At 53.8% G+C, this 24,933-nt stretch carries 21 protein-coding genes and 1 riboswitch; of the genes, 14 read left to right on the forward strand and 7 right to left on the reverse strand.

Going from position 1 to position 24,933, the window contains the following annotated elements:
* Positions 1–246 precede the first annotated feature (246 nt).
* The 11 genes from mdtD to ACQZQY_RS20605 all read left to right on the forward strand — a co-directional run bounded on the left by mdtD (position 247) and on the right by ACQZQY_RS20605 (position 13,818).
* Complete coding sequence (mdtD, locus tag ACQZQY_RS20555) at positions 247–1,719, forward strand: multidrug transporter subunit MdtD (RefSeq protein ID WP_431296312.1); 1,473 nt, start codon at positions 247–249, stop codon at positions 1,717–1,719.
* Positions 1,716–3,101, forward strand: a complete 1,386-nt coding sequence (gene baeS, locus ACQZQY_RS20560) for a two-component system sensor histidine kinase BaeS (protein WP_056781171.1) — start codon at positions 1,716–1,718, stop codon at positions 3,099–3,101. Before mdtD ends, baeS begins: the two co-directional genes overlap by 4 nt.
* Entirely contained in the window at positions 3,101–3,820 is a 720-nt protein-coding gene (gene baeR / locus ACQZQY_RS20565) for a two-component system response regulator BaeR (RefSeq protein WP_431296313.1), read from the forward strand. The genes baeS and baeR overlap by 1 nt, the downstream gene beginning before the upstream one ends.
* 157 nt (positions 3,821–3,977) lie before the next feature.
* On the forward strand, positions 3,978–4,325 hold the full coding sequence (locus ACQZQY_RS20570) for a YegP family protein (RefSeq protein WP_122097438.1): 348 nt from the start codon (positions 3,978–3,980) through the stop codon (positions 4,323–4,325).
* 186 nt (positions 4,326–4,511) lie between these two features.
* Entirely contained in the window at positions 4,512–5,897 is a 1,386-nt protein-coding gene (yegQ, locus tag ACQZQY_RS20575; RefSeq protein ID WP_122097437.1) for a tRNA 5-hydroxyuridine modification protein YegQ, read from the forward strand.
* Between the two features lie 369 nt (positions 5,898–6,266).
* Positions 6,267–7,154 carry a lipid kinase YegS gene (gene yegS, locus ACQZQY_RS20580; RefSeq protein ID WP_122097436.1) on the forward strand — a complete coding sequence of 296 codons (888 nt, stop codon included), beginning with the start codon at positions 6,267–6,269 and terminating at the stop codon, positions 7,152–7,154.
* A 248-nt stretch (positions 7,155–7,402) separates the two neighbouring features.
* A complete protein-coding gene (locus tag ACQZQY_RS20585) occupies positions 7,403–8,965 on the forward strand; it encodes an MFS transporter (RefSeq protein ID WP_431296314.1) in 1,563 nt (520 codons plus the stop codon).
* Entirely contained in the window at positions 8,952–9,965 is a 1,014-nt protein-coding gene (gene yiaK, locus ACQZQY_RS20590) for a 3-dehydro-L-gulonate 2-dehydrogenase (RefSeq protein ID WP_431296315.1), read from the forward strand. Before ACQZQY_RS20585 ends, yiaK begins: the two co-directional genes overlap by 14 nt.
* 202 nt (positions 9,966–10,167) lie before the next feature.
* Positions 10,168–11,382 carry a D-mannonate dehydratase ManD gene (manD, locus tag ACQZQY_RS20595; protein ID WP_431296316.1) on the forward strand — a complete coding sequence of 405 codons (1,215 nt, stop codon included), beginning with the start codon at positions 10,168–10,170 and terminating at the stop codon, positions 11,380–11,382.
* An 11-nt stretch (positions 11,383–11,393) separates the two neighbouring features.
* Positions 11,394–12,407, forward strand: a complete 1,014-nt coding sequence (locus ACQZQY_RS20600) for a Zn-dependent oxidoreductase (protein ID WP_183847933.1) — start codon at positions 11,394–11,396, stop codon at positions 12,405–12,407.
* Between the two features lie 121 nt (positions 12,408–12,528).
* The gene (locus ACQZQY_RS20605; protein WP_431296317.1) at positions 12,529–13,818 is read left to right on the forward strand and encodes an MFS transporter; all 1,290 of its coding nucleotides are present in this window, start codon (positions 12,529–12,531) and stop codon (positions 13,816–13,818) included.
* A gap of 71 nt (positions 13,819–13,889) precedes the next feature.
* Here ACQZQY_RS20605 and ACQZQY_RS20610 read toward each other — a convergent pair whose 3' ends face one another.
* Positions 13,890–15,866 carry a glycoside hydrolase family 127 protein gene (locus ACQZQY_RS20610; RefSeq protein ID WP_431296318.1) on the reverse strand — a complete coding sequence of 659 codons (1,977 nt, stop codon included), beginning with the start codon at positions 15,864–15,866 and terminating at the stop codon, positions 13,890–13,892.
* 25 nt (positions 15,867–15,891) lie between these two features.
* The gene (locus tag ACQZQY_RS20615) at positions 15,892–17,301 is read right to left on the reverse strand and encodes an MFS transporter (protein WP_431296319.1); all 1,410 of its coding nucleotides are present in this window, start codon (positions 17,299–17,301) and stop codon (positions 15,892–15,894) included.
* A gap of 281 nt (positions 17,302–17,582) precedes the next feature.
* Between ACQZQY_RS20615 and ACQZQY_RS20620 the strand changes: the two genes are divergently transcribed.
* Both ACQZQY_RS20620 and ACQZQY_RS20625 read left to right on the forward strand, forming a co-directional pair.
* Positions 17,583–18,410: an AraC family transcriptional regulator gene (locus ACQZQY_RS20620; RefSeq protein WP_431297223.1), complete on the forward strand. Its 828-nt coding sequence runs from the start codon at positions 17,583–17,585 to the stop codon at positions 18,408–18,410.
* 112 nt (positions 18,411–18,522) lie between these two features.
* On the forward strand, positions 18,523–19,209 hold the full coding sequence (locus ACQZQY_RS20625; RefSeq protein ID WP_056781211.1) for a GntR family transcriptional regulator: 687 nt from the start codon (positions 18,523–18,525) through the stop codon (positions 19,207–19,209).
* A gap of 52 nt (positions 19,210–19,261) precedes the next feature.
* Here ACQZQY_RS20625 and ACQZQY_RS20630 read toward each other — a convergent pair whose 3' ends face one another.
* Positions 19,262–19,462 carry a hypothetical protein gene (locus tag ACQZQY_RS20630; RefSeq protein WP_122097430.1) on the reverse strand — a complete coding sequence of 67 codons (201 nt, stop codon included), beginning with the start codon at positions 19,460–19,462 and terminating at the stop codon, positions 19,262–19,264.
* A 57-nt stretch (positions 19,463–19,519) separates the two neighbouring features.
* Positions 19,520–20,140, reverse strand: a complete 621-nt coding sequence (locus tag ACQZQY_RS20635) for a hypothetical protein (protein ID WP_431296320.1) — start codon at positions 20,138–20,140, stop codon at positions 19,520–19,522.
* A gap of 236 nt (positions 20,141–20,376) precedes the next feature.
* Here ACQZQY_RS20635 and ACQZQY_RS20640 point away from each other — a divergent pair, with 236 nt between their 5' ends.
* The gene (locus ACQZQY_RS20640) at positions 20,377–21,225 is read left to right on the forward strand and encodes a hypothetical protein (RefSeq protein WP_056781222.1); all 849 of its coding nucleotides are present in this window, start codon (positions 20,377–20,379) and stop codon (positions 21,223–21,225) included.
* An 18-nt stretch (positions 21,226–21,243) separates the two neighbouring features.
* Here the strand turns inward: ACQZQY_RS20640 and thiD are convergent, their stop codons facing one another.
* The 3 genes from thiD to ACQZQY_RS20655 form a co-directional block, all read right to left on the reverse strand.
* Positions 21,244–22,044 (reverse strand): bifunctional hydroxymethylpyrimidine kinase/phosphomethylpyrimidine kinase, encoded by an 801-nt coding sequence (gene thiD / locus ACQZQY_RS20645; protein WP_431296321.1) that lies wholly within the window; start codon positions 22,042–22,044, stop codon positions 21,244–21,246.
* Positions 22,031–22,849: a hydroxyethylthiazole kinase gene (gene thiM, locus ACQZQY_RS20650; protein ID WP_431296322.1), complete on the reverse strand. Its 819-nt coding sequence runs from the start codon at positions 22,847–22,849 to the stop codon at positions 22,031–22,033. Before thiM ends, thiD begins: the two co-directional genes overlap by 14 nt.
* Positions 22,850–22,883: 34 nt before the next feature.
* A riboswitch (TPP riboswitch) is annotated at positions 22,884–22,985 on the reverse strand.
* Between the two features lie 89 nt (positions 22,986–23,074).
* Complete coding sequence (locus ACQZQY_RS20655) at positions 23,075–24,880, reverse strand: carbon starvation CstA family protein (RefSeq protein WP_431296323.1); 1,806 nt, start codon at positions 24,878–24,880, stop codon at positions 23,075–23,077.
* Positions 24,881–24,933 lie beyond the last annotated feature (53 nt).

Genomic DNA, 24,933 nt, shown 5'->3' on the forward strand with positions numbered 1-24,933 from the left:
GGTCAGGGTAGATTTTCTTCGCGTGCGAACGATTTGTGATTCAGGGTTTACCTTAGCATTCTGATATAAAATGGGTGGCTGAAAGTCCGACCTTTTTGTCATAAGTCATGTCCAAATCGTTGGGAGAAATGAGGGGGACTCTCCTTAATTCCTCCATTTTCTGCCGGAGCAATCTGGCTACACTGTAGGTCTGGCCTGATGACCCTCTGCAAGCCGCGACAATGATTGTGCTGATGTGATAACCCGATGAAATCTGAAAACACTGACACCGTACTGCCCTCCGCCCCCCTGCCGCCCTCTGTGCGCTGGCAGTTGTGGATCGTCGCCTTTGGCTTCTTCATGCAGGCACTCGATACCACCATCGTTAACACCGCGCTGCCGTCGATGGCCCACAGCCTGGGTGAAAACCCATTGCACATGCACTCGGTGGTGGTCGCGTATGTCCTGACCGTGGCCGTGATGCTGCCCGCCAGTGGCTGGCTGGCAGACAAAGTCGGCGTTAAGTGGGTTTTCTTTTCGGCCATCGTCCTGTTCACCTTAGGTTCGCTGCTGTGTGCACAGTCCGACAGCCTGCGCGAACTGGTGATGTCCCGCGTGGTGCAGGGCGTTGGCGGCGCGATGATGGTGCCGGTGGGCAGACTGACGGTGTTAAAAATCGTGCCGCGCAGTGAATATATGGCGGCCATGACCATGGTGACGCTGCCGGGTCAGGTCGGCCCTCTGCTCGGCCCTGCGCTGGGCGGCTTTCTGGTGCAGTACGCCAGCTGGCACTGGATATTTTTGATTAACCTGCCGGTGGGCATCGCCGGTTGTATCGCAACACTCATGATCATGCCGAACTACAAAATGCAGACCCGCCGCTTTGATATCAGCGGGTTTGTGATGCTCGCCGTGTGCATGGCCACCCTGACGCTGGCGCTCGACGGCAGCCGTGGCCTCGGGCTGACCCCGCCGGAACTGCTGCTGCTGACCGTCGTCGGCTTTGGCGCGCTGGGCATTTACTGGCTGCACGCCCGCGGTAATCTATCAGCCCTGTTTTCCCTGCGCCTTTTCCACACGCCGACCTTTAAAATCGGCCTGACCGGCAGTTTTCTTGGCCGCATCGGCAGCGGGATGCTGCCGTTTATGACCCCCGTTTTTCTGCAACTCGGCATGGGCTTCACGCCGTTTCATGCCGGGCTGATGATGATCCCGATGGTGCTCGGCAGTATGGGCATGAAACGGGTGGTCGTCCGGCTGGTGAATCAGCTCGGCTACCGTCATGCGCTGGTCATCGCCACCCTGCTGCTGGCGCTGATTACGCTTATCTTCCCGCTCGTGGCGATTTACGGCACGATGTGGATGATTCCCGTGGTGCTGTTTTTCCAGGGAATGGTGAACTCACTGCGCTTCTCGTCGATGAACACGCTGACGCTGAAAGATCTGCCACCGCGCCTTGCCAGCAGCGGTAACAGTTTGCTGTCTATGATCATGCAACTGTCAATGAGCCTCGGCGTCAGCGTCGCGGGCATACTCATCGGCCTGTTTGCTCATCAGCAAGTCAGCGTCGGCAGCAGCGCAATGCACACCGCATTTTTGTATTGCTACATGTCGATGGCGCTGGTGATTGCCCTGCCCGCCTGGGTCTTCTCACGCGTGCCGCTGGATGCGCAGAAAAATGCCCTTATTGACCGTCGTCGCGCTGCGGCCGGTTCTCCCGATCCAATGAGAAAATCATGAAACCAGGTATCACCGCAAAACTGTTCATGGCCATCTTCTGCACCTGTGCGCTGGTGCTTATTACCATGAACTGGGGCGTGCGAATGAGCTTCGAGCGCGGCTTTATCGATTACATTCGCCAGAGCAACGAACAGCGCGTTGAGTTGCTGGCAGACACTTTACAGGAGCAGTACCGGCAGCACGGCAACTGGGAGTTTCTGGAAAAAAATGACCGGCTGATTTATCAGCTCATGCGCTCATTTGAGCAAAACAGTAGCCCGAAAATGCCGCCACAGGGGTGGCGCACTAAATTCTGGATCCTCGACAGTAACGATCGTCGCATCGGCGGTTACGATCAGCCGGTTCCTCATGATTTGCAGGGGCCGCGCCGCGTAATGACGGTCAACGGCGTGGTGATAGGTTCGGTGATTTCTACCCCGGCTGAACGCCTGACCCGTGATGCCGATATTAACTTCGAGCGCCAGCAAAGCCGCACCAGCTGGATGATTGTCGCGTTTACCGCCTTGCTGGCTGCTGCCGTGACCTGGCTTTTATCCCGTGGAATGCTCGCGCCGGTAAAACGGCTGGTCAACGGCACTCATCAGCTTGCGGCGGGGAATTTCAGTACCCGGGTGGAAGTTGACAGCGAGGATGAGCTGGGCAAACTGGCGCAGGATTTCAACCAGCTGGCGATGACGCTGGAAAAAAATGAACAGATGCGACGGGCATTTATGGCTGATATCTCCCACGAACTGCGCACCCCGTTGGCGGTGCTGCGCGGCGAGCTGGAAGCCATGCAGGACGGCGTACGTAAAATGACTCTCGGCTCGCTGGAGTCGCTGCAATCCGAGGTGTCGATCCTGACCAAGCTGGTGGATGATTTGCATCAGCTTTCCCTTTCTGATGCCGGCGCACTGGCTTATCGCAAAGTCGATACCGATGTCGTGCATCTGGTCCAGCTGGCAGAGGCCGGTTCGCGCGATCGTTTCCACAGCAAACAGTTAACCCTGACCAGCACGCTGCCGGAGCGCGCCGAGGTGTTCGGCGATCCGCAGCGTCTTTCTCAGCTTTTCAATAATCTGCTGGAAAACAGCCTGCGCTATACTGACCCTAATGGTGGGCTGGAAATCCTGGGTGAAATCCGTGAGAAATCGCTGTGTCTGACCTTTCAGGACAGCGCCCCCGGCATCAGCGATGAACAGCTGACGCGCATTTTTGAACGCTTTTACCGCACCGAAGGCTCGCGCAATCGCGCCAGCGGTGGCTCAGGTTTAGGCCTGGCGATCTGCCAGAATATCGTCGAAGCACACGGCGGGCAGATAAGCGCCAGCCACTCTCCCGCAGGCGGCGTGCGTGTCACTGTCGTCCTGCCGCTTTCTGTTCCACATGGACCGAGAAACTGATGAACGATTCTGCAATGTCCGGCCCTGCGCCGTTAAAAATTATGATCGTGGAAGATGAGCCGAAACTCGCTCAGTTGCTGATCGACTATCTCGAGGCCGCAGGTTACGCCACGCAGTGGCTGGCGGACGGCCACGATGTGATCGCCCAGGTCAAGGCCCATCCACCCGCGCTGATTTTGCTGGATCTGATGTTGCCGGGCAGCAGTGGTCTGTCTATCTGCCGCGATATTCGCCAGTTTTCTGACGTGCCCGTCATGATGGTCACGGCAAAAACCGAAGAAATTGACCGCCTGCTGGGGCTGGAAATTGGCGCAGATGATTATATCTGCAAGCCTTACAGCCCGCGTGAAGTGGTGGCGCGTGTAAAAGTGATCCTGCGACGCTGCGTGCGGCCTGAAGAAACGTTCACGAAAAGCAACGGGCTGCATATTGATGAGGCGCGTTTTCAGGCGTCATTCCAGGGGCATGAACTGGAGCTGACACCGGCGGAGTTCCGGCTGCTGAAGACCCTTTCGGTGAAACCGGGCTACGTGTTTACCCGCGAAGTGCTGCTGAATAATCTTTACGATGATTATCGCGTGGTGACGGACCGCACTATCGACAGTCACATCAAAAATCTCCGCCGTAAGCTGGAATCCCTTGATGGGGAAAAAGCCTTTATCCGCGCGGTTTACGGCGTCGGTTATCGCTGGGAAGCGGAGCCCTGCCACCTCGCCTGATGCACTCCGGGCCGGCATTTCAGTTTTGTAAAGTTACTGAAAGTCTGTCGGCCGGTTCACATTTCATGCCATAACTTCCTCTTATTGCCGCGAAACATTCTTCTTTAACTACACTTATCTCAGGAAAATCACCCCCCTCTTGCTGGAGATAACCTTTATGGCAACTGGTCACTATGATCTGAAAAAAGCGAAGAATGGACAGTTTCACTTTAACCTGAAGGCCGGGAACGGAGAGATTATTCTCACCAGTGAAATGTATGCCAGTAAAGCATCGGCGGAAAACGGCATCACCTCGGTACAAAACAATGCCCCGCATGAAGAGCAGTACGAAGTGAAACCGTCAAAAGACGGTCAGTTTTACTTCGTACTGAAAGCCAAAAACCATCAGGTGATTGGCGTGAGCGAAATGTACACGACCGAAAGTGCAGCAAAAAAAGGCGTGCAGTCGGTGGTTAAAAACGGGAGCACCACGGATATCCGTGATCTGACCCAGCAAACTGCCTGATCGCCCTTTTCCTGAGGTTGTCACGTTCCTGCGGCAACCTCAGTCGCCAAAAATTGATCTGACCCCGTAAAAACCCAAATACCCACACTAACCGGCTGCTTTTGATCAACTCAGACGTTACAATTCTGGCCTTTCGTCGCCCCGCATACGGGACGGCCCTGACTTGTGATCAGACTGAGATTGACTATGTTGACCCCCGATTCTTTTGTTCCTGAACTGCTTTCCCCTGCCGGTTCCCTCAAAAACATGCGCTACGCTTTCGCCTATGGCGCAGATGCGGTGTATGCCGGACAACCGCGTTACAGCCTGCGCGTGCGTAATAACGAATTTAACCATCAGAATCTGCAAACCGGCATCGACGAAGCCCATGCGCTGGGTAAAAAGTTCTACGTGGTGGTCAACATCGCCCCGCACAATGCCAAGCTGAAAACCTTCCTGCGTGACCTGCAACCGGTGATCGACATGGGGCCGGACGCATTGATCATGTCCGATCCGGGGCTCATCATGATGGTGCGCGAAGCCTTCCCGCAGATGGATATTCATCTCTCGGTGCAGGCCAACGCGGTGAACTGGGCGACGGTGAAGTTCTGGAAGCAAATGGGGCTGACACGGGTCATTTTATCGCGTGAACTGTCACTGGAAGAGATCGCTGAAATCCGCACCCAGGTGCCGGACATGGAAATCGAAATTTTCGTTCACGGTGCGCTGTGTATGGCGTATTCCGGCCGCTGCCTGCTTTCCGGTTACATCAACAAACGCGACCCGAATCAGGGAACCTGCACCAACGCCTGTCGCTGGGAATATAAGGTTCAGGAAGGCAAAGAGAACGATATCGGCAGTATCGTGCATCAGCATGAACCGATCCCGGTACAACAGGTGGATGCCGTGGAACCGACGCTGGGCGTCGGCCAGCCAACGGACAAAGTCTTCATGCTGGAAGAAGCGATGCGTCCTGGCGAATACATGAGTGCGTTCGAAGATGAACACGGCACCTACATCATGAACTCAAAAGATCTGCGCGCCATTCAGCACGTTGAAACCCTGACCCGGATGGGCGTGCATTCTCTGAAAATCGAAGGCCGCACCAAATCTTTCTATTATTGTGCCCGCACCGCGCAGGTTTACCGCCGCGCCATTGATGACGCCGTCGCCGGAAAACCCTTCGACCCGACCCTGCTCTCTACGCTGGAAGGCCTGGCGCATCGCGGCTATACCGAAGGTTTTCTGCGCCGCCATACGCACGACGCACAGCAAAACTATGAATACGGTTTCTCGGTCAGCGACCGTCAGCAATTCGTCGGTGAATTCACCGGCAACCGCGTCGATGGCTGGGCGGAAATCGATGTGAAGAATAAATTCAGCGTCGGTGACAGCGTGGAAATGATGACGCCGCAGGGCAACATCCAGTTCAAACTGGAGGCCCTGCGCAACAAAAAAGGCCAGCCGACCGACGTGGCGCCAGGCAACGGGCACATTGTGTATGCAGCGCTGCCGGAGGATGTCAGCCTGGAATTCGCTATCTTGTTGCGCAATCTGGAAGAAACCGATACGCGCAATCCGCACGCGAAATAAGGCTTTTGTTGAAAACAAGAAACTGATCACATCTATTTCTTGCCGGGCTGGATAATATGCATTCGCAATTTACTTCGAATGCAAAATAAAGCACCGGACTACACTAGGAACCACCTCCTTGGCCAGCTCAATCTCCCTTGAGCTGGCTTTTCTTTTGGTAATCAATCCCCTTTGAATGTTCGCCGTCCTGTCTCATTATTTTTTCTTTCCTTTCTATTAATAAATAAAATTGACGCCTAAATAATAGCTTTAATAAATATATATAATTTCAACCATTTCATTTATGAATGAGGTTTTCGATCATTTATCTGATAGCCAAGTATGCGCTTAATCATTTATGGTAGTTATAGAAAGAAACGAGGAGCATACATGACCACAGCACTGTTGATTTTGAATGGAAAAGGCGCAGGCAATGAAGAGCTGCGTGAGGCCGTCGGTGCTCTGCGCAAAGAAGGGATCGAACTGTTTGTCCGCGTAACCTGGGAATACGGCGACGCCCTTCGTTATGTCGCAGAAGCTGTCGCCCTTGGGTGTGACACGGTGATCGCGGGTGGCGGCGATGGCACCATCAACGAAGTCGCCGGCGCACTGGCGCAACTTGAAGGCCCGCGTCCGATCCTGGGCATTGTGCCACTCGGCACTGCCAATGATTTTGCGACCGCTTGTAATATTCCGCTGGCGCCTGAACAGGCATTATTGCTGGCGATCAAAGGCCGTGCAGAAGCCATCGATCTGGCTCAGGTGAATGATAAACATTTCTTCATCAATATGGCGACGGGCGGTTTTGGTACGCGTATCACCACCGAAACGCCGGAAAAACTCAAAGCGGCACTCGGCGGCGTCTCGTACTTCATTCACGGACTTTTACGTCTGGATACGCTGAAGGCTGACCGCTGCGAGATCAAAGGCCCGGATTTCAGCTGGGAAGGCGACGCCCTGGTCATCGGCATTGGTAATGGCCGTCAGGCCGGTGGCGGCCAGCAGATTTGCCCGGAAGCGCTGATCAATGATGGCCTGCTGCAACTGCGTCTGCTGACGTCAGAAGAACTTCTGCCGTCTTTCCTTCGCAGCCTGCTCAACAACGAAGAAAACAAAAATATCGTCTCCGCCCATCTCCCGTGGCTGGAAATCACTGCCCCCCATGACATGACCTTCAATCTGGATGGCGAACCGCTGACCGGGAAACATTTTCGCATTGAAGTTCTGCCCGAAGTCATCGAGTGCCGGTTGCCACCCCATTGCGAGTTGCTGGGCTAACCTCTCCCCTCCTGTCATTTGTTCATTCTCTGTACTGTGATCTGCCTTACAGTACAGAGGAAATCCGTCCCTGTTTTTGTGATCCCTCCTGTTAAATCCCGATAAATATACTTGTATGGTAGCTGTGCATTACCTAGGTTTACATTGCCTATGCCGCTGAAGGTCCACGGATGAAGTTCTGCGGGCATTATTATTCGTGTCTTTTCATGACTTTTATTTATCTCAATTTTATTGGATACAGAGGCATCATGATTAATCATCATAAAGAAAGACCGATATCGCTTAAAAATATGCTGGCGTACGGCGGAGGTGATTTCTTCGGCGGCGGATGTTTTGCGGTATTGGGTTTGTGGATAATGTTTTTCTATACCACTTATGCCGGATTAAGCCCCGCAGAGGCGGGAGCCGTTATTGCGACGGCACGTCTGCTTGACGCTTTTTTTGATCCACTGATGGGATATGTCACTGATAATTTCTACCGTAACCCGCTGGGTAAAAAATACGGACGCCGGGGATTCTTCTTCTTATTCGGCGCACCGTTAATTATGGTGACTTACATTATTATGTGGATCAGCGGCATGGAGTTCTGGTATTACCTGGTCACGTATATTTTATTCTATGCTGCCTATACGCTGGCCATTGTGCCGTATGAAACGCTGGCAGCAGAAATGACCTCCAGCTTTAAAATGCGCACCAAACTCACCGGCGTCAGAATGTTCTTTTCTACCGGCGCGGCAATATTAGCGGCATGGTTGCCGGGGCGGATTATTGCGTATCTCGGAGATGACTCTTCTTCCTCTTTTCTGATTATGGGTGCCATTTTTGGCGTGCTGTTTGCCGTGGTGATCCTGCTGTTGTACTTCTACACCTGGGAGCGCCCTATCCCTGTGGATGTTTCTGCGCCGAAGCTCTCTTTTCGACGGGACATGAAACACCTGTTTAAATCCCTGGTTTCCACCATGAAAGTGCGGACTTTCCGCCAGCATGTTGGCATGTATCTGGGGGGCTATGTCGCGCTCGACGTGCTCGGCGCAGTGCTCGCTTATTACATCATTTTTGTTCTCGGGCAGAATGCGGTGTCAGCCTCCAACGCCATGACATTAATGACGCTGGTACAGTTTGTGTGTGTCGCGCTGTTTATTTTTCTCTGTATGAAATTGGGAAATGGCGCATCGTACAGAATTGCTCAACTGTTTATGTTAGCCAGTGTCGGCTTATTCATCGCCATTCATCTTCTGCAATTGCCTTATAATATGGCGCTGATTTATGTGTCCGTTATTCTCATGGGCGTCGGGCGTTCCGGCACCAGTTATGTTTGCTGGAATATCTACAGTTTTATTCCTGATGTGGATGAAATGCTCACGGGTAAACGTCGCGAAGGTATATTCGCCGGGGTAATGACTTTCGTGCGCAAGGCCGTTCAGGCAGTGGCATTATTCAGCGTCGGGCTGTTATTACAGCACTATGGATTTACCCCAAAAAGCAGTACTCAACCTGCCGAAGCTGTTTATGGTATTACGCTGGTGTTCGGTGCTGGTTCGGTTATTTTCCTGCTGATCGGTTTATACAGCTCAATGAAATTCAAACTTACCCGCCATAATCATGCCTTGCTGGTTAATGAAATCGAGCGCCTCAAAGCAGGTGGCAGTAAATATGACGTCACGCCTGAAACCCGTTTAATCGCCGAACAACTGACCGGCTGGCCTTACGAAAAATGCTGGGGTGATAATAATATTCTTAGTCAAACCGACATCATTTCTTCCCCGACTTCCCCTGAACTCTCAACCGGAGCCGACCATGCAAAGAATTGAATTCAGCCTGATGCAACAGACAGTCCAGCGCGCCCTGCTTAATGCCGGGCTGGATGATGAAAGTGCGCGGGTTTGCGCCCGTATCCATACCGAATCCAGCTGCGATGGCATTGCCTCACACGGCCTGAACCGGGTGGCGCGCTTTGTGGATTATGTCAAAAAGGGCTGGATTGATATTCATGCCAAACCGGAGCTTGAAAAATCACTGGGGGCCATCGCCATTTACAACGGACATCAGGGGATCGGCATCACCAACGCCCTGTTCGCCGTTGAAAAAGCCGCAGAGATGGCGAAGGAATACGGCGTCGGCATTGTGGCACTGAAAAACAGCACCCACTGGATGCGCGGCGGAAGTTATGGCTGGCACGCAGCCGAACATGGCATGGCCGCGATATGCTGGACGAATACTGAATCCTGCATGCCTGCCTGGGGCGGTAAAAATACCCGCATCGGCAACAACCCGTTCGTGATGGCGGTGCCCCGCGCCAAAGGCCCCATCGTGCTGGATATGGCGATGTCACAGTATTCCTACGGCAAATTACAGGTTACCCGGCTGAAAAACGAAAAACTGCCTTTCCCCGGCGGCTACGATAAAGAGGGAAATCTTACCGACGATCCGGGCCCGATCGAAGCCTCCATGCGTATTTTACCCACCGGTTACTGGAAAGGTTCCGGTCTGGCGATTGTGCTGGATGCCATGGCCGCACTGTTGTCAGCCGGAGCCCCCACCAATGAGATCGACAAAATAGGCAAAGGCAGCTGCACCGGCGCCAGTCAGATCTTCATGGTGTTTGACCCGCAACAACTCGGTGGCGCTGAGTTCACCGAACGCATGGCCGACAGCGTGGCAGATTACGTGAATGGATCCGATCCCGCCGAAAACAGCCGCGATGTGCGTTATCCGGGGCAAACGGCAGCATCAAACCGCCGTGAAAACCTCAGCCAGGGGATCCCGGTGGATGATGCGGTATGGGAGGAAGTGATGCGGCTGGCGCAATAGAAGCACCCGAAGCCTCCCACCGCGGAGGCTTTTTTATTGGCACCCGTGGCCGGTTTCCCTCCTCTTCTCATATTCACTTTTCCGCAACAAAGTGTGATCCTCCCCGGCAAAAAACGATAAACATACTTGTATGGTAGTTGTTATGTGGCGTATTTATAGCCAAAGAAAATGCATCTTACTTTACTGCAGAAGGTCATAACCGATGAAAATCGTGAATGCTGAAGTCTTTGTTACTTGTCCGGGGCGCAACTTTGTTACGTTGAAGATCACTACCGACAGCGGGCTGACCGGGATCGGGGATGCCACGCTGAATGGCCGCGAACTGCCGGTGGCGTCCTACCTGAAAGATCATGTTTGCCCGCAACTGATCGGGCGTGACGCGCATCAGATCGAAGATATCTGGCAGTTCTTCTACAAAGGCGCGTACTGGCGTCGTGGCCCGGTCACTATGTCGGCGATTTCCGCCGTGGACACCGCGCTGTGGGACATCAAGGCCAAAGCCGCCAATATGCCGCTGTATCAACTGCTCGGTGGCGCATCGCGCACCGGCGTCATGGTTTACTGCCACACCACCGGCCATTCGGTGGATGAAGTGCTTGATGACTACGCTAAACACAAAGAGCTGGGCTTCAAGGCGATCCGCGCGCAATGCGGCGTACCGGGCATGAAAACCACCTACGGCATGGCGAAAGGCAAAGGGCTGGCCTACGAACCGGCCACCAAAGGCAACTGGCCGGAAGAACAGCTGTGGTCAACGGAGAAATACCTCGATTTCACACCAAAACTGTTTGAAGCCGTGCGTAACAAATTCGGCTTCGACGAACACCTGCTACACGACATGCACCACCGCCTGACGCCAATTGAAGCGGCGCGCTTTGGTAAAAGCATTGAAGACTATCGTCTGTTCTGGATGGAAGATCCGACCCCGGCGGAAAATCAGGAATGCTTCCGTTTGATCCGCCAGCATACGGTGACGCCAATCGCGGTAGGGGAAGTGTTCAACAGCATCTGGGATTGCAAACAGCTGATCGAAGAGCAACTGATCGACTATATCCGCACCACCATTACCCACGCGGGCGGCATCACCGGCATGCGCCGCATTGCTGATTTCGCCTCGCTGTATCAGGTACGTACCGGCTCGCACGGCCCTTCTGACCTCTCACCCGTTTGTATGGCGGCGGCGCTGCACTTCGACCTGTGGGTGCCAAACTTCGGCGTGCAGGAATATATGGGTTACTCCGAGCAAATGCTGGAAGTCTTCCCGCATAACTGGACGTTCGATAACGGCTACATGCACCCTGGCGAAAAACCGGGTCTGGGCATTGAGTTCGACGAAAAGCTGGCAACGAAATATCCGTATGAACCGGCCTATCTGCCGGTAGCCCGTCTGGAAGACGGTACGTTGTGGAACTGGTAAGGGAGCGAATAATGAACAGTGTCGTTATACAAGAACCAGGAAAACTGGTGATCGAGCAACGTGCCTTGCCGGTACCTGCCGCCGGTGAGGTACGAGTTCGGGTCAGTTACGCAGGGATTTGCGGTTCGGATGTGCACATTTATCACGGGCATAATCCGTTCGCAAAATATCCACGGGTGATCGGCCATGAGTTCTTCGGGCACATCGACAGCGTCGGAGAAGGCGTAGACACCTCGCGTATCGGCGAGCGCGTGGTCGTTGATCCGGTGGTCAGCTGCGGCCATTGTTATCCCTGCTCCATTGGCCGCCCGAACGTGTGCACCGAATTGCAGGTGATCGGCGTCCACCGTGACGGGGGTTTCAGTGATTATGCCTGCGCACCGGCGAAAAATGCCTACGTGGTGCCTGCAGCCATTCCGGACAAACTCGCCAGCATGGTCGAACCCTTTACTATCGCGGCCAATATCACCGCCTTTCTCAAACCGACACCGCAGGACACCGCGCTGGTGTACGGTGCCGGTCCGATGGGGCTGACGGTGATTCAGGTACTGAAAGGCGTCTACGGCGTGCAGAAAGTGATTGTCACCGATCGCATTGAAGAACGTCTTCAGATGGCACAGGAAAGCGGCGCGGACTGGACCATCAACAATGCAGAACGCAGCGTAGCCGACGTGCTCGCCGCAGAAGGTGTGCGCCCGACGCTTATCGTGGATGCCGCCTGCCATCCGGCGATTTTGCAGGAAGCCATTCTGCTGGCGTCTCCGGCAGCACGCATCGGCATGATGGGTTTCTCCGGCGAACCGAGTTCGGTGACACAGCAAAGTATTACCAGCAAAGAGATTTCGTTGTTCTCTTCACGCCTGAACAGCCACCGGTTCCCGCAGGTGATTGAATGGATTGAGCAAGGGAAAATCGCGCCCGAAAAGCTGGTGACCCACTGGATGCCTGCCAGCGAAGTCGAAGCCGCGCTGACGCTGTTTGAGAAAGATCAGCGTTCGTGCTGCAAGGTTCTGCTGGCATTCTGATCACGGAGATATCTGACGATTTGGCTTTAACGGGAGGAGAATTCAATCCTCCCGTCTGTTGTACCTCATATTCTACTTATAAAAACGTAACACTATTAAAATAACACTACGTGGAGCATCTATGTTTAAGAATCTACGCTGGATAATCGTATTCCTGCTGTTTATGGTTTACATGATCAATTATCTTGACCGCGTTGCGCTGTCGATCACGGTCCCGATGATAGAAAAAGAACTGGCCATCAATCCTGAACAGTTCGGCATGATATTTGGCAGCTTCTTCTTTGGTTACGCGATATTTAATTTCCTCGGCGGTCTGGCTGTCGATAAATTTGGCCCGACCATCGTCATGGGGTTAGCCGTCGGGTTATGGTCACTGTTTTGTGGCATGACCGCTATCGCCACCGGCTTTTATTCCATGCTTATTTTGCGGGTATTATTTGGCATGGCCGAAGGCCCGATCTGTGCCTCGGCAAATAAGATGATCAACGGCTGGTTCCCGAAGAAAAAGGCGGCGACCGCCATGGGTCTGCTCAGCGCCGGCTCGCCGCTCGGCGGCGCTGTGGCCGGGCCTGTTGTCGGTTATCTGGCAATATCCTTTGGCTGGCGTCCGGCGTTTATGGTCATTGCCGCGATTGGTATTGTGTGGATGGTGATCTGGTTCTTTACGGTGGCCGATAATCCGCTGAAAAGTAAGCGTGTGTCCCAGGAAGAATTGCGTTTAATCGATGCAATGAAGAATGAAAATATCAGCGAAGAGGAAGATCTGGCGCAGGCTGCGCATGGGCTGGGGTATTATTTAAAACAACCGATTATTCTGGTCACTGCCTTTGCATTCTTCTGCTACAACTATATTTTGTTCTTCTTCCTCAGCTGGTTCCCGGCTTATCTGGTGCAGGCGCATGGCCTGAATATTAAAGAGATGAGCCTGACAACGGTTATTCCGTGGATTGTCGGCTTCGTCGGACTGGCATTAGGCGGGTATATTTCAGATAAGATCTTCAATATTACCGGCCGCTTATTGCTTTCGCGTAAAATTATATTGGTGGTCAGCCTGTTAGCCGCTGCCATTTGCGTCGCCCTCGCCGGTATCGTCACCAGCGTGGTGCCGGCGGTAGTGCTGATGTCAGTGTCTATTTTCTTCCTGTATACCACCGGGGCAATTTACTGGGCGATTATTCAGGACGTGGTACATAAATCCCGCGTCGGGGGCACCAGCGGATTCATTCATCTGGTCGGCAGCATCTCCGGCATCATCGGGCCTGTGGTCACCGGGTTTATTGTCCAGAATACCGGTCGTTTTGACAGCGCCTTTATTCTCGCAGGCGGCGTCGCCGCGCTGGGGGCAATTCTGGTGTTCTTCGTGATCAAACCGCCTAAACAGTCCGCCGAGACAACACTCTCTCACAGCTAAATCAGTGAAAGGTTATTCAAAACCCGGCCACCTGCGCCGGGTTTATTTTTTGGAGGCTGGCTCAGCCTTTTCTACACTTCATCAATCCACACCCGCATCTCCCCTTCCCCACGGTTCGCCCAGGCAAAATACGGCACAAAGGTCATGGTTTGCGGCAAAGTTGCTTCCTCTGGCGGATTGTAGCGGTACAACGGCTGCTGCCCGGCCTGTACCGACGGGCGTCGCTCGCCCTGCGTTTGCAGCAATGTTTTACCCGCGAACAGTCCGCTGCCTGAAATCAGGCGGAACGGCGCATCGTGCGGCAAACGAATGTTATGCAGTTCACTGCCGTTATCCGCCTGTTCCAGGCAATACACCAGTGGCCCGCGCTGCACGGCGACTTTTCCGGCGACGTGGCGCAGCAGTGCGTTACCTTTCACGCGGGTGACCGGCATCGGTAAGGTCATTTCAATGCGATCGCCTTTCTGCCATTCCCTGGTCAGACGCACATACCCGCGTTGCGTCAGGCTGGTCAGTTCAAGCGGATGACCATTGATGGTGACCTGCGGGCTGGCGCACCAGTCAGGTAAACGCAGCGCCAGCGTGGCTTCCAGCGGTTCACCGGTATCGACGTCAATCGTTACGTTTTCAGCCCACGGGTAGCCGCCGGACTGTTTCAGCCGTAGCGGTTTTCCGCCGATTTCCGCCTCCACATCGCTGCCGATATACAGATTGATATCCACACCGTCCGGGCGCCGGGTATAAATATAATGGCCGAGTGACGCCAGCAGCCGCGCAATATTGGGCGGGCAGCAGGCGCAGCCGAACCAGCGCTGACGCACCGGTTTTACGTGATCATAAATATGGTTGAACGGGATGCTTTTCGGGTGCACTTCCAGCGGATTCACATAGAAGAAATGTTTACCGTCGAGCGCCATACCGGCCAGCATGGTGTTGTAAAGCGCACGTTCCATCACGTCGCTGTAACGGCTGTCGGCCTCCATCTGCAACATGCGGTTGGCAAACATCATCAGGCCAATCGAGGCGCAGGTTTCGGTATAGGCGGTATCATTGGGTAAATCGTAATCCGATGAGAAGGCTTCGCCGCTGCTTTGCGAACCAATCGCACCGGTGATGTACATCTGCCTTTGCGTCATGTTTTCCCATAAGCGCTGACAGGTTTCGCGTTTTTCCTGATCCTGACTCAGCCTCGCCAGGTGCGCGACACCGGCGTACAGATAAACGAACCGCACCGCATGGCCGACCGCCGTGGTCTGTAGTGCTATCGGTAAATGCGCCTGCGTGTAGGCTTTATCCTTAACCATCCACGCCGGGCCGTAGTTATTCCAGTGCGATGTTTTGCCGCGTTTTTCATATTCGATATCGTAAAAATGCGGCTGCGCCCCGCGCTGCTCAACGAAATACCGTGTCAGTTCGAGATAACGGGTTTCGGCGGTTTGCTCATACAAACGCATCAGCGCCAGTTCAATTTCAGGGTGACCGGGGTAGCCGTGTAATTGCTTTTCGCCCGGCCCGAAGACGTCGGCAATGTGATCAGCCAGTTTGCAGACGATCTCCAGCAAACGGGTTTTGCCCGTAGCCTGCGCATAAGCCACACCGGCTTCGATCAGATGTCCGGCGCAGTAAAGCTCGTGACATTCCGCCAGATTGGTCCAGCGGTGTTGCGGCTCTTTGACGGTGAAATAGGTGTTGAGATACCCGTCGGGCTGCTGCACCGCGCCGACCAGTTCGATCACCTGATCGGCGGTTTCCTCCAGCGCCGGGTCCGGGGTTTTCGCCAGCAAATAACCCACCGCTTCCAGCCATTTAGCGACGTCGCTGTCCTGAAAAACCATGCCGTAAAACTCACCGTCACTTTGCCCGGCGGCTATGCGGAAGTTTTCTATCGCGTGGCTCGGTTCGGCATCGGCAACCTCATCATTGAGCGCCTTCCACTGATACGGCACCACCACATCTTTCACCAGACGCTGATACTCCCGCCAGAACGCGTCGGAGACATTCACCTTGTGCAAAGGCACTTCTAAAGATTCAACCGGAGAAAAAGACATACAACCTCCTGAACAGTTATCAACATTAAACGTTTGCCGCCAGCTCGCGGGACATGCGGGTCAGCAATGTGTTATTGAGCTTGCAGAACATCAGCGTCCCGGCCAGCAGTAAATGCATCGCCGCAGGCAACAGCGTTTCCAGCAGCGTGATCCCGCCAAGGGATGCCGCGGTCTGGTGCCCGGCACCGGCCTGATAAGACACCCAAATAAAGACGAGACTGATGATCCCGGCGCTGGAGGCCCAGGCCAGTTTGATAAAGAAAAGATTGAAGGCGAAGTTCATGCCGGAAGAGCGGATACCGTTTTTCCAGTGTCCGTAGTCATCGGCAAACGCCATGATGGAAAAGTGCAGCGGCAGCGTGAAGCCGAGGATCACACAATGTACGAAGATAATGCCAAGCCACAGCGTCTGGAATTGTTCACCCACCGGCACAAACCACAACAGCAGGGAAAACACCGCCAGCACCAGATTGGTGATCAGGTAGAGACGCACGCTGTCGATAAATTTGGTCAGCTGATTGACGATGATCGCGCCGAGAATTGACGCCAGCGTCACCATACCGAAGAACATCGACGCGTACCCTGCGCCGCCTTTCAGCACGTAGGTGATGAAATACATATAGCCACCACCACGCAGGTTGAACACGTTGATCAGCAGGAATGACATGAGGAGAACCAGCAGCAACTGATCGTTTTTCAGCATTCCGCGGATGTGCTCTTTAATGCTGAACTGCCCCAGCAGCGCCAGCGGCAGACGCTCGCGAACCGTGAAGAAGCACCACAGGAACATCACCACCGCCACCGCGCACAGCAAGCCGACGCCCTGCTGATACCCCAGCGCAGCATCACCTTTGCCGAAGAGTTGCACCAGCCACGGCAGCCCGACGGAAACCATAAATCCGGCCACACCGCACAAAACAAAGCGCCATGACTGGCAGGAAATCACCTCCCGGTGATCGGTGGTCATGGTGTTAATCAGCGCGCAATACGGCACGTTGATGGCCGTGTATGACACCGAAAGCAGGAAGTAAGTGAAGAAGGCGTACGCGATTTTGGCATCACCGCTCAGGCCGGGCACCGTGAAGGTGAGAAAACCGACTACGCCAATCGGCAGAGCTATCCACAACTGCCATGGACGAAAACGCCCCCAGCGGCTTTGGGTGCGGTCAGCCAGAATGCCCATCAGCGGATCGGAAATCGCGTCAATCACCCGCAGGGAAATAAACAATGTGCCGACAATCGCCGGCGTCAGCCCGAAGACATCGGTATAAAAGAAGGTCAGAAAACTGGTGATCAGACAGGTTATTATCGTGCCACCGGCATCACCTAATCCGTAACCGATTTTCTCACTGACGGAGAGTTTAGCGTTAACAGAAATTATTTTTCCCTCAACGCTTACCGGCGCAGAACCGGTATTAACTGAATCTGTTGGCATTATTTTTCCTCGCTTTTATATCGTTATTTATAAGCTGTAGGAACACAATGAATAAGGCTGATTTTTCGCATCAGCCCTGAGATGAAATAAGGTACGCCATAAATCTGGCATAGAGATCTCATGCCAACAAGAGGAGGATAAAGTAGTTAAACGGGACAATTCCGACTCACGAACAGAATCTGTGAAGCAGATCAAAACCTCTTTACGCCCGGCGGGTAGCGCGTGTTTCTTATGCTACTGTCAGTCTACACCTGCCTGATGAGCGCCTGAAAATGCCTGAAATGCTTGCCTTTCCCATTAATTACCCGGTAAAAGTGCAAAACGGCGGTCTGTTTATTTCACGGGGAATTGGCACACATCCGACCCGTCACCTGAGTTCGCACGAGTTAATTTATGTCGTGCGGGGTTCGTTGTCTTTGCAGGAAGAAAATAACCGTTTTGATTTACACGCAGGCGAAAGTTTATTGTTATTTCCAGGGCGTGAACATAAAGGGATCTCAACATTCGATCCCGATTTAAAATTTTACTGGCTGCATTTCGATATTGTGAAAGATAGCGCAATAATGAAAATACAACCAAACAGTCCCTCTTTACAGCTGAATATTCCACAGCACTGTAAAGTCAGAGACAGCGAAACCCTGTTAACGCTGTTCAGATTATTTTTATATGAACAGGAACGCGGAGGTAACTCTCTCGAGCTGTTTCTGATATTGCTGTTACAGGAAGTCTCACGTGCCTGGCCGGAAAATGTCGAACCGGGCGGCCCAGGCGTGGCACTGGCTTATAAAGCCCGCCAGCTGATCACGACACAGTTTCACCTCCCGCTGGGGGCTTCGGAACTGGCGGAACGGCTGCACTGCAACGCGGATTATCTCGGACGGGTTTTCCGCCTGACTTTCCAGATGACGCTGACCGAAGCATTGCATAAACAACGTGTTGCCGCCGCCGAGAAACTGTTGCTGGCGAATACCGGCAATGTGGCGGATGTGGCCCGCCTCACCGGGTTTAATGACGTGGCGTATTTTCGACGAGTGTTTCGCAAACTGCTGGGGATCACGCCAGCGGCGTATAAAAAGCTCTATTGCCGCGAGCACATTAATTCGGATTAGCTTTGATGAAATAAGCCAAATATCTGTGAAAACCTTGCGCTAACAATCTCAAAATCCTGAGAAAACTCATGTTAGTATTATGGACTCCCGATTCTGAAGACAACTTTTGCCCATGACAGACGCCTTTGAATTTCTCAGCAATGTACCGGTTAATCAGCAGATTTACCGTACCTTGCGTCAGGACATCGTCACCTGCGCCATTGCGCCGGGGGCATTCCTGTCGGAGAAAGAGATTTCCACACGCTTTAACGTGTCCCGCCAGCCGGTGCGCGAAGCCTTTATCAAACTGGCGGAAGCCGGACTGGTGCAGGTACTGCCACAGCGCGGCACCTATGTGATGAAAATTTCCTCCAAGCGGGTGGCTGACGGCCGTTTCATTCGTGAAGCTGTCGAAACCGCCGTGGTGCGCCGTGCGGCGATGGTCGCCACCGGGAAAGATCTGGCATTGCTGGAACACAATCTTGAACGCCAGACGCTGGCCGCCAAAAGCCAGCAAACGCAGGAATTCCTGCTGCTTGACGATGATTTCCACCGCACCATCGCGCAAATCATTGACTGCCGTCTGGCGTGGGAAACCGTCGAACACATCAAAGCCACCATGGACCGCGTGCGGTTCCTGACGCTCAGTAAAGTCTCCCCGCCGGAGAATCTGATTGCACAGCATTATGCGATTTTCGATGGTCTGAAAGCACATGACCCGGATGCTGCGGAAAAAGCCATCCGCATTCATTTGCAGGAAATGATTTCCACTATCACGCCCATTGCTGAACAGAACAGTGACTGGTTTGATGCCGAGTGAGTTTGTCTTCCCGCGTGGTAAAACGATGCCAACGCGGGAGATAATTTTCACTTCAGGGCAATTTGTTCCAGTCTTTTGAAGGGCGGTAGCAGGCTTCTCGCGGGCCAAGCAGCACACCTCCCCCTTCAAAACCTTCAACATCTTTTTGACCTTCATATTTTTCATCGCAGGATCTTAAAAATCCGACAACGAGTTCCACAAGTTCTGTCTGCCGAGGCGTTAAATTAACCGGTTTTTCCTTGTCTCGCTTCATGTGCTGCTCCTGATAAGTCTGATAAAAATTCTCTGTCTGAAATGATGAATTCATTCTTCAAACGTTGATATTAAATAAATCCATATTTATATATTCACGTAATAAATAGTAAGTGGATTCGCACTCCATCTCTTGCGAAACTTGCGACAGGGGCGCTGCGGAGATATAAAAACGCATTACATCATCATTAACAACATCTTTAATTACAAATCTCACCCTTTCTTTCTTTAATATACCCATCTCATTAAGAACCTCAGCGTAAATCACCATAAGACAAAGGCTGTAATACAGCATATTCCTTTTCAAAGGATGCCCTGCTGTCTTGCGATAAAAATTCTCCAGTGCATTGAGCTCCAGTTCTTCTGATAAGCACCGGCACGAGGTTAACAGGAACGCGGCCCGCTCCTGCTGCAGGTTATTGAGACAAAACACATAAGCGGCCTGCTCCATACCTGAATTCTGAGGCTTATTTTTCCGATACTCGTTAAACAGCCATTTCCAGTTAAGCTGGTGTTTTTCAGGTTGTCGTAAATTACGCCTCGCCCGACGCTGCTGCCAGATAATATCACTGCGACGAATACACTTTATAATAAGAGAGACATCTAACTTACTGAAGACGGCATTCATTATTGTGACCGTCTCATTAATCACCCTTTCATGTAACGTCATCATTTCCATTTTATTTCCACAGGTTGCATATAATTTCGCAAGAATAATCCGCAATCCGGGAATAACAATCATGATGCGTTTTTTTTTCGAGACGTCTCGTAAAATTTCATCAGACCTGGGTCTGTAAGGCGAAGGTTTTCTGTCCATCCCGCTGTCTGCGGCGTTCAATTTTTGCGGGTTAGCGCCAAAATCTGTATGACAACTTAGTGTAAGCTGTAAACCACATTAATATCGTGGATACCCTTATGCCAGCCGCAGCCCCCCTGAAAAAAAGCTATTACAGTGCCGAACAGTCACTCTCGCTCGCCCAACTGGATGAAGAAAAGATCAGCCAGATTGCACGCGATCTGGACGTGGCCGAAAGCGAGAAAGAGCATTATCTCACCGGCTGGATGGGCCAGAACAGTGTGGTGCTGGTAAGAAATTATCAGGATAAACGTGGCACCGCGAACGGCCTGGTGATGTCGCGGGGTAACCGTTACAAACTGACCGTGCAGGCCATCACTTTTCGCATTCCCAAAGTGCTGCTGTGGGTGACTTTCCGCCGCACGCCGCGCACCATGACCGTCATTGCCTATAACAAACTGGGCGAACAGGCGACCGGCCTGCAACAGTTTATGCATGTGCAGGATCCTGAGCTGAAAGAGCGCCTCGAAAACGACTGGCGCGAGCTGAATGATTATCTTGGTATGGCCTGCTGGCAGATGGACAATAACCGCCCGTTATGGCGTCAGCTGCATGAAGAGATCACCCCGCAGGCACTGTGGCTGCTGGCAGATTCATCGTGGTTCAGCGGCAAAAAACTGCAAAAAGATGGCGAACTGGAAGGCCTGTGGCTGCATGAGCAGTTTATTGGCCGACGCAGCGGCGAACACGCGGCGCTGGTTCTTTCATGGAAAGATGAAGAGAATCAGGACATCGCCAGTTATCTGTATGAGCGGATTTCTGTCAGCCAGATCCGGGTGATGCTGCGCCCACGTAAAGACGAGAAATTCTACCCGCTGAATCCGTTTGATGCCGTGCATTTACAGCGGGCGCTGATGATGTTTCATCAGGCAGAACAGGCGCTGGAAAAATCGCAGCGCAGCGCCTGACTGCCCTTCACTATCGCCTTACCACCAGCGATGGAAATGATGCACCGGCCCGATACCCTGCCCGACATCCAGCGAGTCGGCCTGTATCAGCGCCTGTTGCAGATAGGCTTTGGCTTCGCGCACAGTGTCTGCCCAGCCGCTGTGGCGCGGGCGCAGTGCCGCCAGGGCGGCTGACAACGTACAGCCGGTGCCATGAGTATGGCGGGTGTTCACCCTCGGCGCAGTGAAACGCTCACGCGTATCCCGCATAAACAACCAGTCCGGACTCTCTTCGTCGCTAAGATGCCCTCCTTTCATCAACACCGCGCCACACCCCAGCGCCAGTAAAGCTTCGCCCTGCTCGCGCATTTCCGCTTCACTGGTGGCGATGGCGCATTCAAGCAACGCTGCTGCTTCGGGCAGGTTTGGGGTGATGATCGAAACCTGAGGCAAAAGCAGCCGCCGCAACGCCTCGACCGCTTCCGGCTGCAATAAAGGATCGCCACTTTTCGCCAGCATCACGGTATCGAGCACCACGAACGGCGGCTGATAATGGCCAAGCCGCTCCGCCACCGTTTCCACAATCTGACTGTTTGCCAGCATGCCAATTTTAGCGGTGTCGATCCGCACATCGCTGAGGACGGAATCAAGCTGCGCCGCCACAAACTCCGGTGAGATGTAACAGACCGACTGAACGCCAAGGGTATTTTGCGCCACCAGCGCCGTGATCACGCTGGTGCCATAAGCGGCGAGGGCGGAGAAAGTTTTTAAATCCGCCTGAATGCCCGCGCCGCCGCTCGGGTCCGTTCCGGCAATGGTCAGCGCATTAATGCGTTTCATGACAGCCCTCCCCGTTCAGCCATGTTTCGTTCAATAAATACAGATTATCGAGGAACGCTGGCGTAAAGCTGCCCGGCCCGCGGGCTGTCGCACAAGCCCGTTCACCGGCACATGACATGACGCGACACGCCGCCGCGACGTTGTCCAGCCGGTCGCCCGGTAATGCCGAAAATGCCGCTACCACGGCAGATAATGCACAGCCGGTACCGACCACGCGGGTCATCATCGGATGTCCGCCCGGCACAGCCCAATGGCGTTCGCCGTCGGTGATGTAATCCGTTTCGCCGGTCACAGCCACTATCGCCCCGGTTTGCTGCGCCAGTTGCTGTGCGGCAGGCAGAGCGAAAAGCGAATCGTCGCCGCTGTCAACGCCGCGGCCTGACGCGCTCAGGCCACTGAGGGCACGGATTTCAGACGCATTGCCACGAATAGCGGCGGGTTTTAACGGAAGAATATTGAGGCAAAATTCGGTTCGCCAGCTCAGGCCACCGACCGCGACGGGATCTAACACCCAGGGTTTCCCGGCCTGATTGGCGGCATGAATCGCCGCCAGCATCGCGTTAGCGTGGGGATGTGTGAGCGTGCCGACGTTCACCAGTAAGGCATCGGCAATGGCGCTGAACTGCGCCGCTTCATCGGGATCGACCACCATCGCCGGAGAGGCACCCAGCGCCAGCAGGACATTGGCAGTAAAAGATTGCACCACATCGTTGGTCAGGCAATGGACCAGCGGTGAGGCATGGCGGAGTTGATGTAAAGAACCGGCGGCAGTAGCACCGGGAAATACGGAAGGTCGGACGTTCATAAGTCTCCCAACCGGCTTTCAGGAAGGCGGCATCGGGAGAGATACCTGACTTCCCTACGCTGGCATAATCCAGATCAGGTAATACGGGTAAAATCTCAGCCGTTCTTTTGCAAGCGCGGCACCCCGAGTCAAGGGAGCATTATTGGTGTGGACGGCGGGAAGATCAATCAGCAATTGATACAAAAAAGCCCTGTCCATTGACAGGGCTGATGAAACAACCGCGATTTACAGCGTAGCCGGCACGTCGCCAGTCATGCCTTCACTGCGCGCCTGCCACAACGTTATCCAGCGCAGAACAGATGCCACCATAATCACCGCGCCGAGCGCGACCATGATGATTGAGATGGTGCCGTTGAACAGGTTGAAACCTTTGGCCGCAGAATTGAAATACACATGAGCGACCATCCAGTACGCCGCATAGTTGACCGTGACATAGAGATAGGCCAGCGGGATCAGGCAGGTCAGCATGTAGCGGCGTTTGTCCGCCAGACGCAAGATAATGGTCGCGCCGATCATCAGGCCAATCGAGGCCATCAGCTGGTTTGAAACGCCAAACAGCGCCCAGACGGAGTTGATGTCGCCCGAGTTAAGAAGGTATCCCCACAGCAGGCAGGCGACGATGCTGCACGCCACTGCGCCCGGCCACCAGTCAGTACGTTTGAGCGGCGCCCACAGATCGCCGAAGAAATCCTGTAACAGATAGCGCGCCACGCGGGTCCCGGAATCCACGGCCGTCAGGATAAATACTGCCTCGAACATCACCACAAACTGGAAGAAGTACGAAGACAAATGACTGAACCACGGGATGCGGGTAAAGATATCCGCCATGCCGACTGCCAGCGTCACAGCCCCGCCGGTACGGCCACTGAGATCCAGACCAATTTCCTGGCTGAGTGTCGGGAGATTCACCACCTGCATCCCCAGACCGGCAAAAACCTCGGGCGCCGAGTTGATCGCAAAGTAATCCGCCGGATGCAGCGCGGTCGCGGCAATCAGCGCCATCACGCCGACCACGCATTCCGCTAACATCGCACCAAAACCGACCGGTAAGATGTCGCTCCATTTATCGATTTGCTTCGGCGTCGTGCCGGAACCGATAAATGCGTGGAAGCCGGAGATCGCGCCACAGGCGATAGTGATTGAGATAAACGGCCAGACGGGCCCGGCCAGCACAGGGCCGCCACCGTGGATAAACGGCGTGATCGCCGGAAACTGGATCTCGGGGTTAATGAACACCCCCCCGACGATGAGCGCCCCGAACACGCCGATTTTCATGAAGCTGGAGAGATAACCGCGCGGTGTCAGCAACATCCACACCGGCAATGCGGTCGCGAAGAATGCATAGACCGGCAGCACCAGGCTGACCGTCGAAGCACGCAGGCTCAGCCATTCCCCAAACGCCGATGCCTGAATGTACGGCCCGATCACCACGCAGGCCATGATGGCAATAATCCCCACCCACGAAGCGGCTTTCATACTGCCGGTCAGACGTTCCCACAGTCCAACGCAAATCGCCACCGGGATGGTCATGAAGACGGCAAACGTCCCCCACGGATTACGCTCAAGAGCGTGGACAACCACCATCGATAAACCGGCCATGGTGATAGTGATGATGAACAACATCGCCAGCCCCGTGCACCAGCCTGCCACCGGGCCAAGCTCTCGCTTAGCGACTTCCGATAACGATTTCCCTCTGTGTTTCATGGAGGCAAACAGCACGACGGTATCATGCACCGCGCCGCCGACCACACAGCCGATCAGCAGCCATAACATGCCGGGCAGATAACCGTATTGCGCGGCCAGCACCGGGCCGACCAGGGGCCCCGCCGCCGCGATAGCCGCGAAGTGGCTGCCGAAGTTCACCCATTTTTTGGTCGGGACGTAGTCTTTCCCGTCTTCCAGTAAATGCGACGGTGTGACCTGAGCATCATCGGCTTTCAGCACTTTACGGACGAAAAACACCCCGTAAAGCCGGTAACAGATTGTCAGAATACACAAAGTCGCGATGACAAAAGTCAGTGCGTGTTGCATCTTGTTGTTCTCCGGATAAGGAATAATCCGGCGCAACGTAACAAAGTGCCGAT

Origin of the sequence: Rahnella sp. PAMC25559, from assembly GCF_050632365.1 — a bacterium.
GTDB lineage: Bacteria > Pseudomonadota > Gammaproteobacteria > Enterobacterales > Enterobacteriaceae > Rahnella > Rahnella rivi.

Coding starts and splice junctions, on each gene's coding strand:
- manD (WP_431296316.1), top strand. CDS start 10,168: ATGAAAATCGTGAATGCTGAAGTCTTTGTTACTTGTCCGGGGCGCAAC.
- thiM (WP_431296322.1), bottom strand. CDS start 22,849: ATGAACGTCCGACCTTCCGTATTTCCCGGTGCTACTGCCGCCGGTTCT.
- mdtD (WP_431296312.1), top strand. CDS start 247: ATGAAATCTGAAAACACTGACACCGTACTGCCCTCCGCCCCCCTGCCG.
- yiaK (WP_431296315.1), top strand. CDS start 8,952: ATGCAAAGAATTGAATTCAGCCTGATGCAACAGACAGTCCAGCGCGCC.
- ACQZQY_RS20625 (WP_056781211.1), top strand. CDS start 18,523: ATGACAGACGCCTTTGAATTTCTCAGCAATGTACCGGTTAATCAGCAG.
- ACQZQY_RS20615 (WP_431296319.1), bottom strand. CDS start 17,301: ATGCCAACAGATTCAGTTAATACCGGTTCTGCGCCGGTAAGCGTTGAG.
- ACQZQY_RS20610 (WP_431296318.1), bottom strand. CDS start 15,866: ATGTCTTTTTCTCCGGTTGAATCTTTAGAAGTGCCTTTGCACAAGGTG.
- yegQ (WP_122097437.1), top strand. CDS start 4,512: ATGTTGACCCCCGATTCTTTTGTTCCTGAACTGCTTTCCCCTGCCGGT.
- ACQZQY_RS20635 (WP_431296320.1), bottom strand. CDS start 20,140: ATGGAAATGATGACGTTACATGAAAGGGTGATTAATGAGACGGTCACA.
- thiD (WP_431296321.1), bottom strand. CDS start 22,044: ATGAAACGCATTAATGCGCTGACCATTGCCGGAACGGACCCGAGCGGC.
- ACQZQY_RS20605 (WP_431296317.1), top strand. CDS start 12,529: ATGTTTAAGAATCTACGCTGGATAATCGTATTCCTGCTGTTTATGGTT.
- yegS (WP_122097436.1), top strand. CDS start 6,267: ATGACCACAGCACTGTTGATTTTGAATGGAAAAGGCGCAGGCAATGAA.
- baeR (WP_431296313.1), top strand. CDS start 3,101: ATGAACGATTCTGCAATGTCCGGCCCTGCGCCGTTAAAAATTATGATC.
- ACQZQY_RS20655 (WP_431296323.1), bottom strand. CDS start 24,880: ATGCAACACGCACTGACTTTTGTCATCGCGACTTTGTGTATTCTGACA.
- ACQZQY_RS20585 (WP_431296314.1), top strand. CDS start 7,403: ATGATTAATCATCATAAAGAAAGACCGATATCGCTTAAAAATATGCTG.
- ACQZQY_RS20570 (WP_122097438.1), top strand. CDS start 3,978: ATGGCAACTGGTCACTATGATCTGAAAAAAGCGAAGAATGGACAGTTT.
- ACQZQY_RS20630 (WP_122097430.1), bottom strand. CDS start 19,462: ATGAAGCGAGACAAGGAAAAACCGGTTAATTTAACGCCTCGGCAGACA.
- ACQZQY_RS20600 (WP_183847933.1), top strand. CDS start 11,394: ATGAACAGTGTCGTTATACAAGAACCAGGAAAACTGGTGATCGAGCAA.
- ACQZQY_RS20640 (WP_056781222.1), top strand. CDS start 20,377: ATGCCAGCCGCAGCCCCCCTGAAAAAAAGCTATTACAGTGCCGAACAG.
- ACQZQY_RS20620 (WP_431297223.1), top strand. CDS start 17,583: ATGCTTGCCTTTCCCATTAATTACCCGGTAAAAGTGCAAAACGGCGGT.
- baeS (WP_056781171.1), top strand. CDS start 1,716: ATGAAACCAGGTATCACCGCAAAACTGTTCATGGCCATCTTCTGCACC.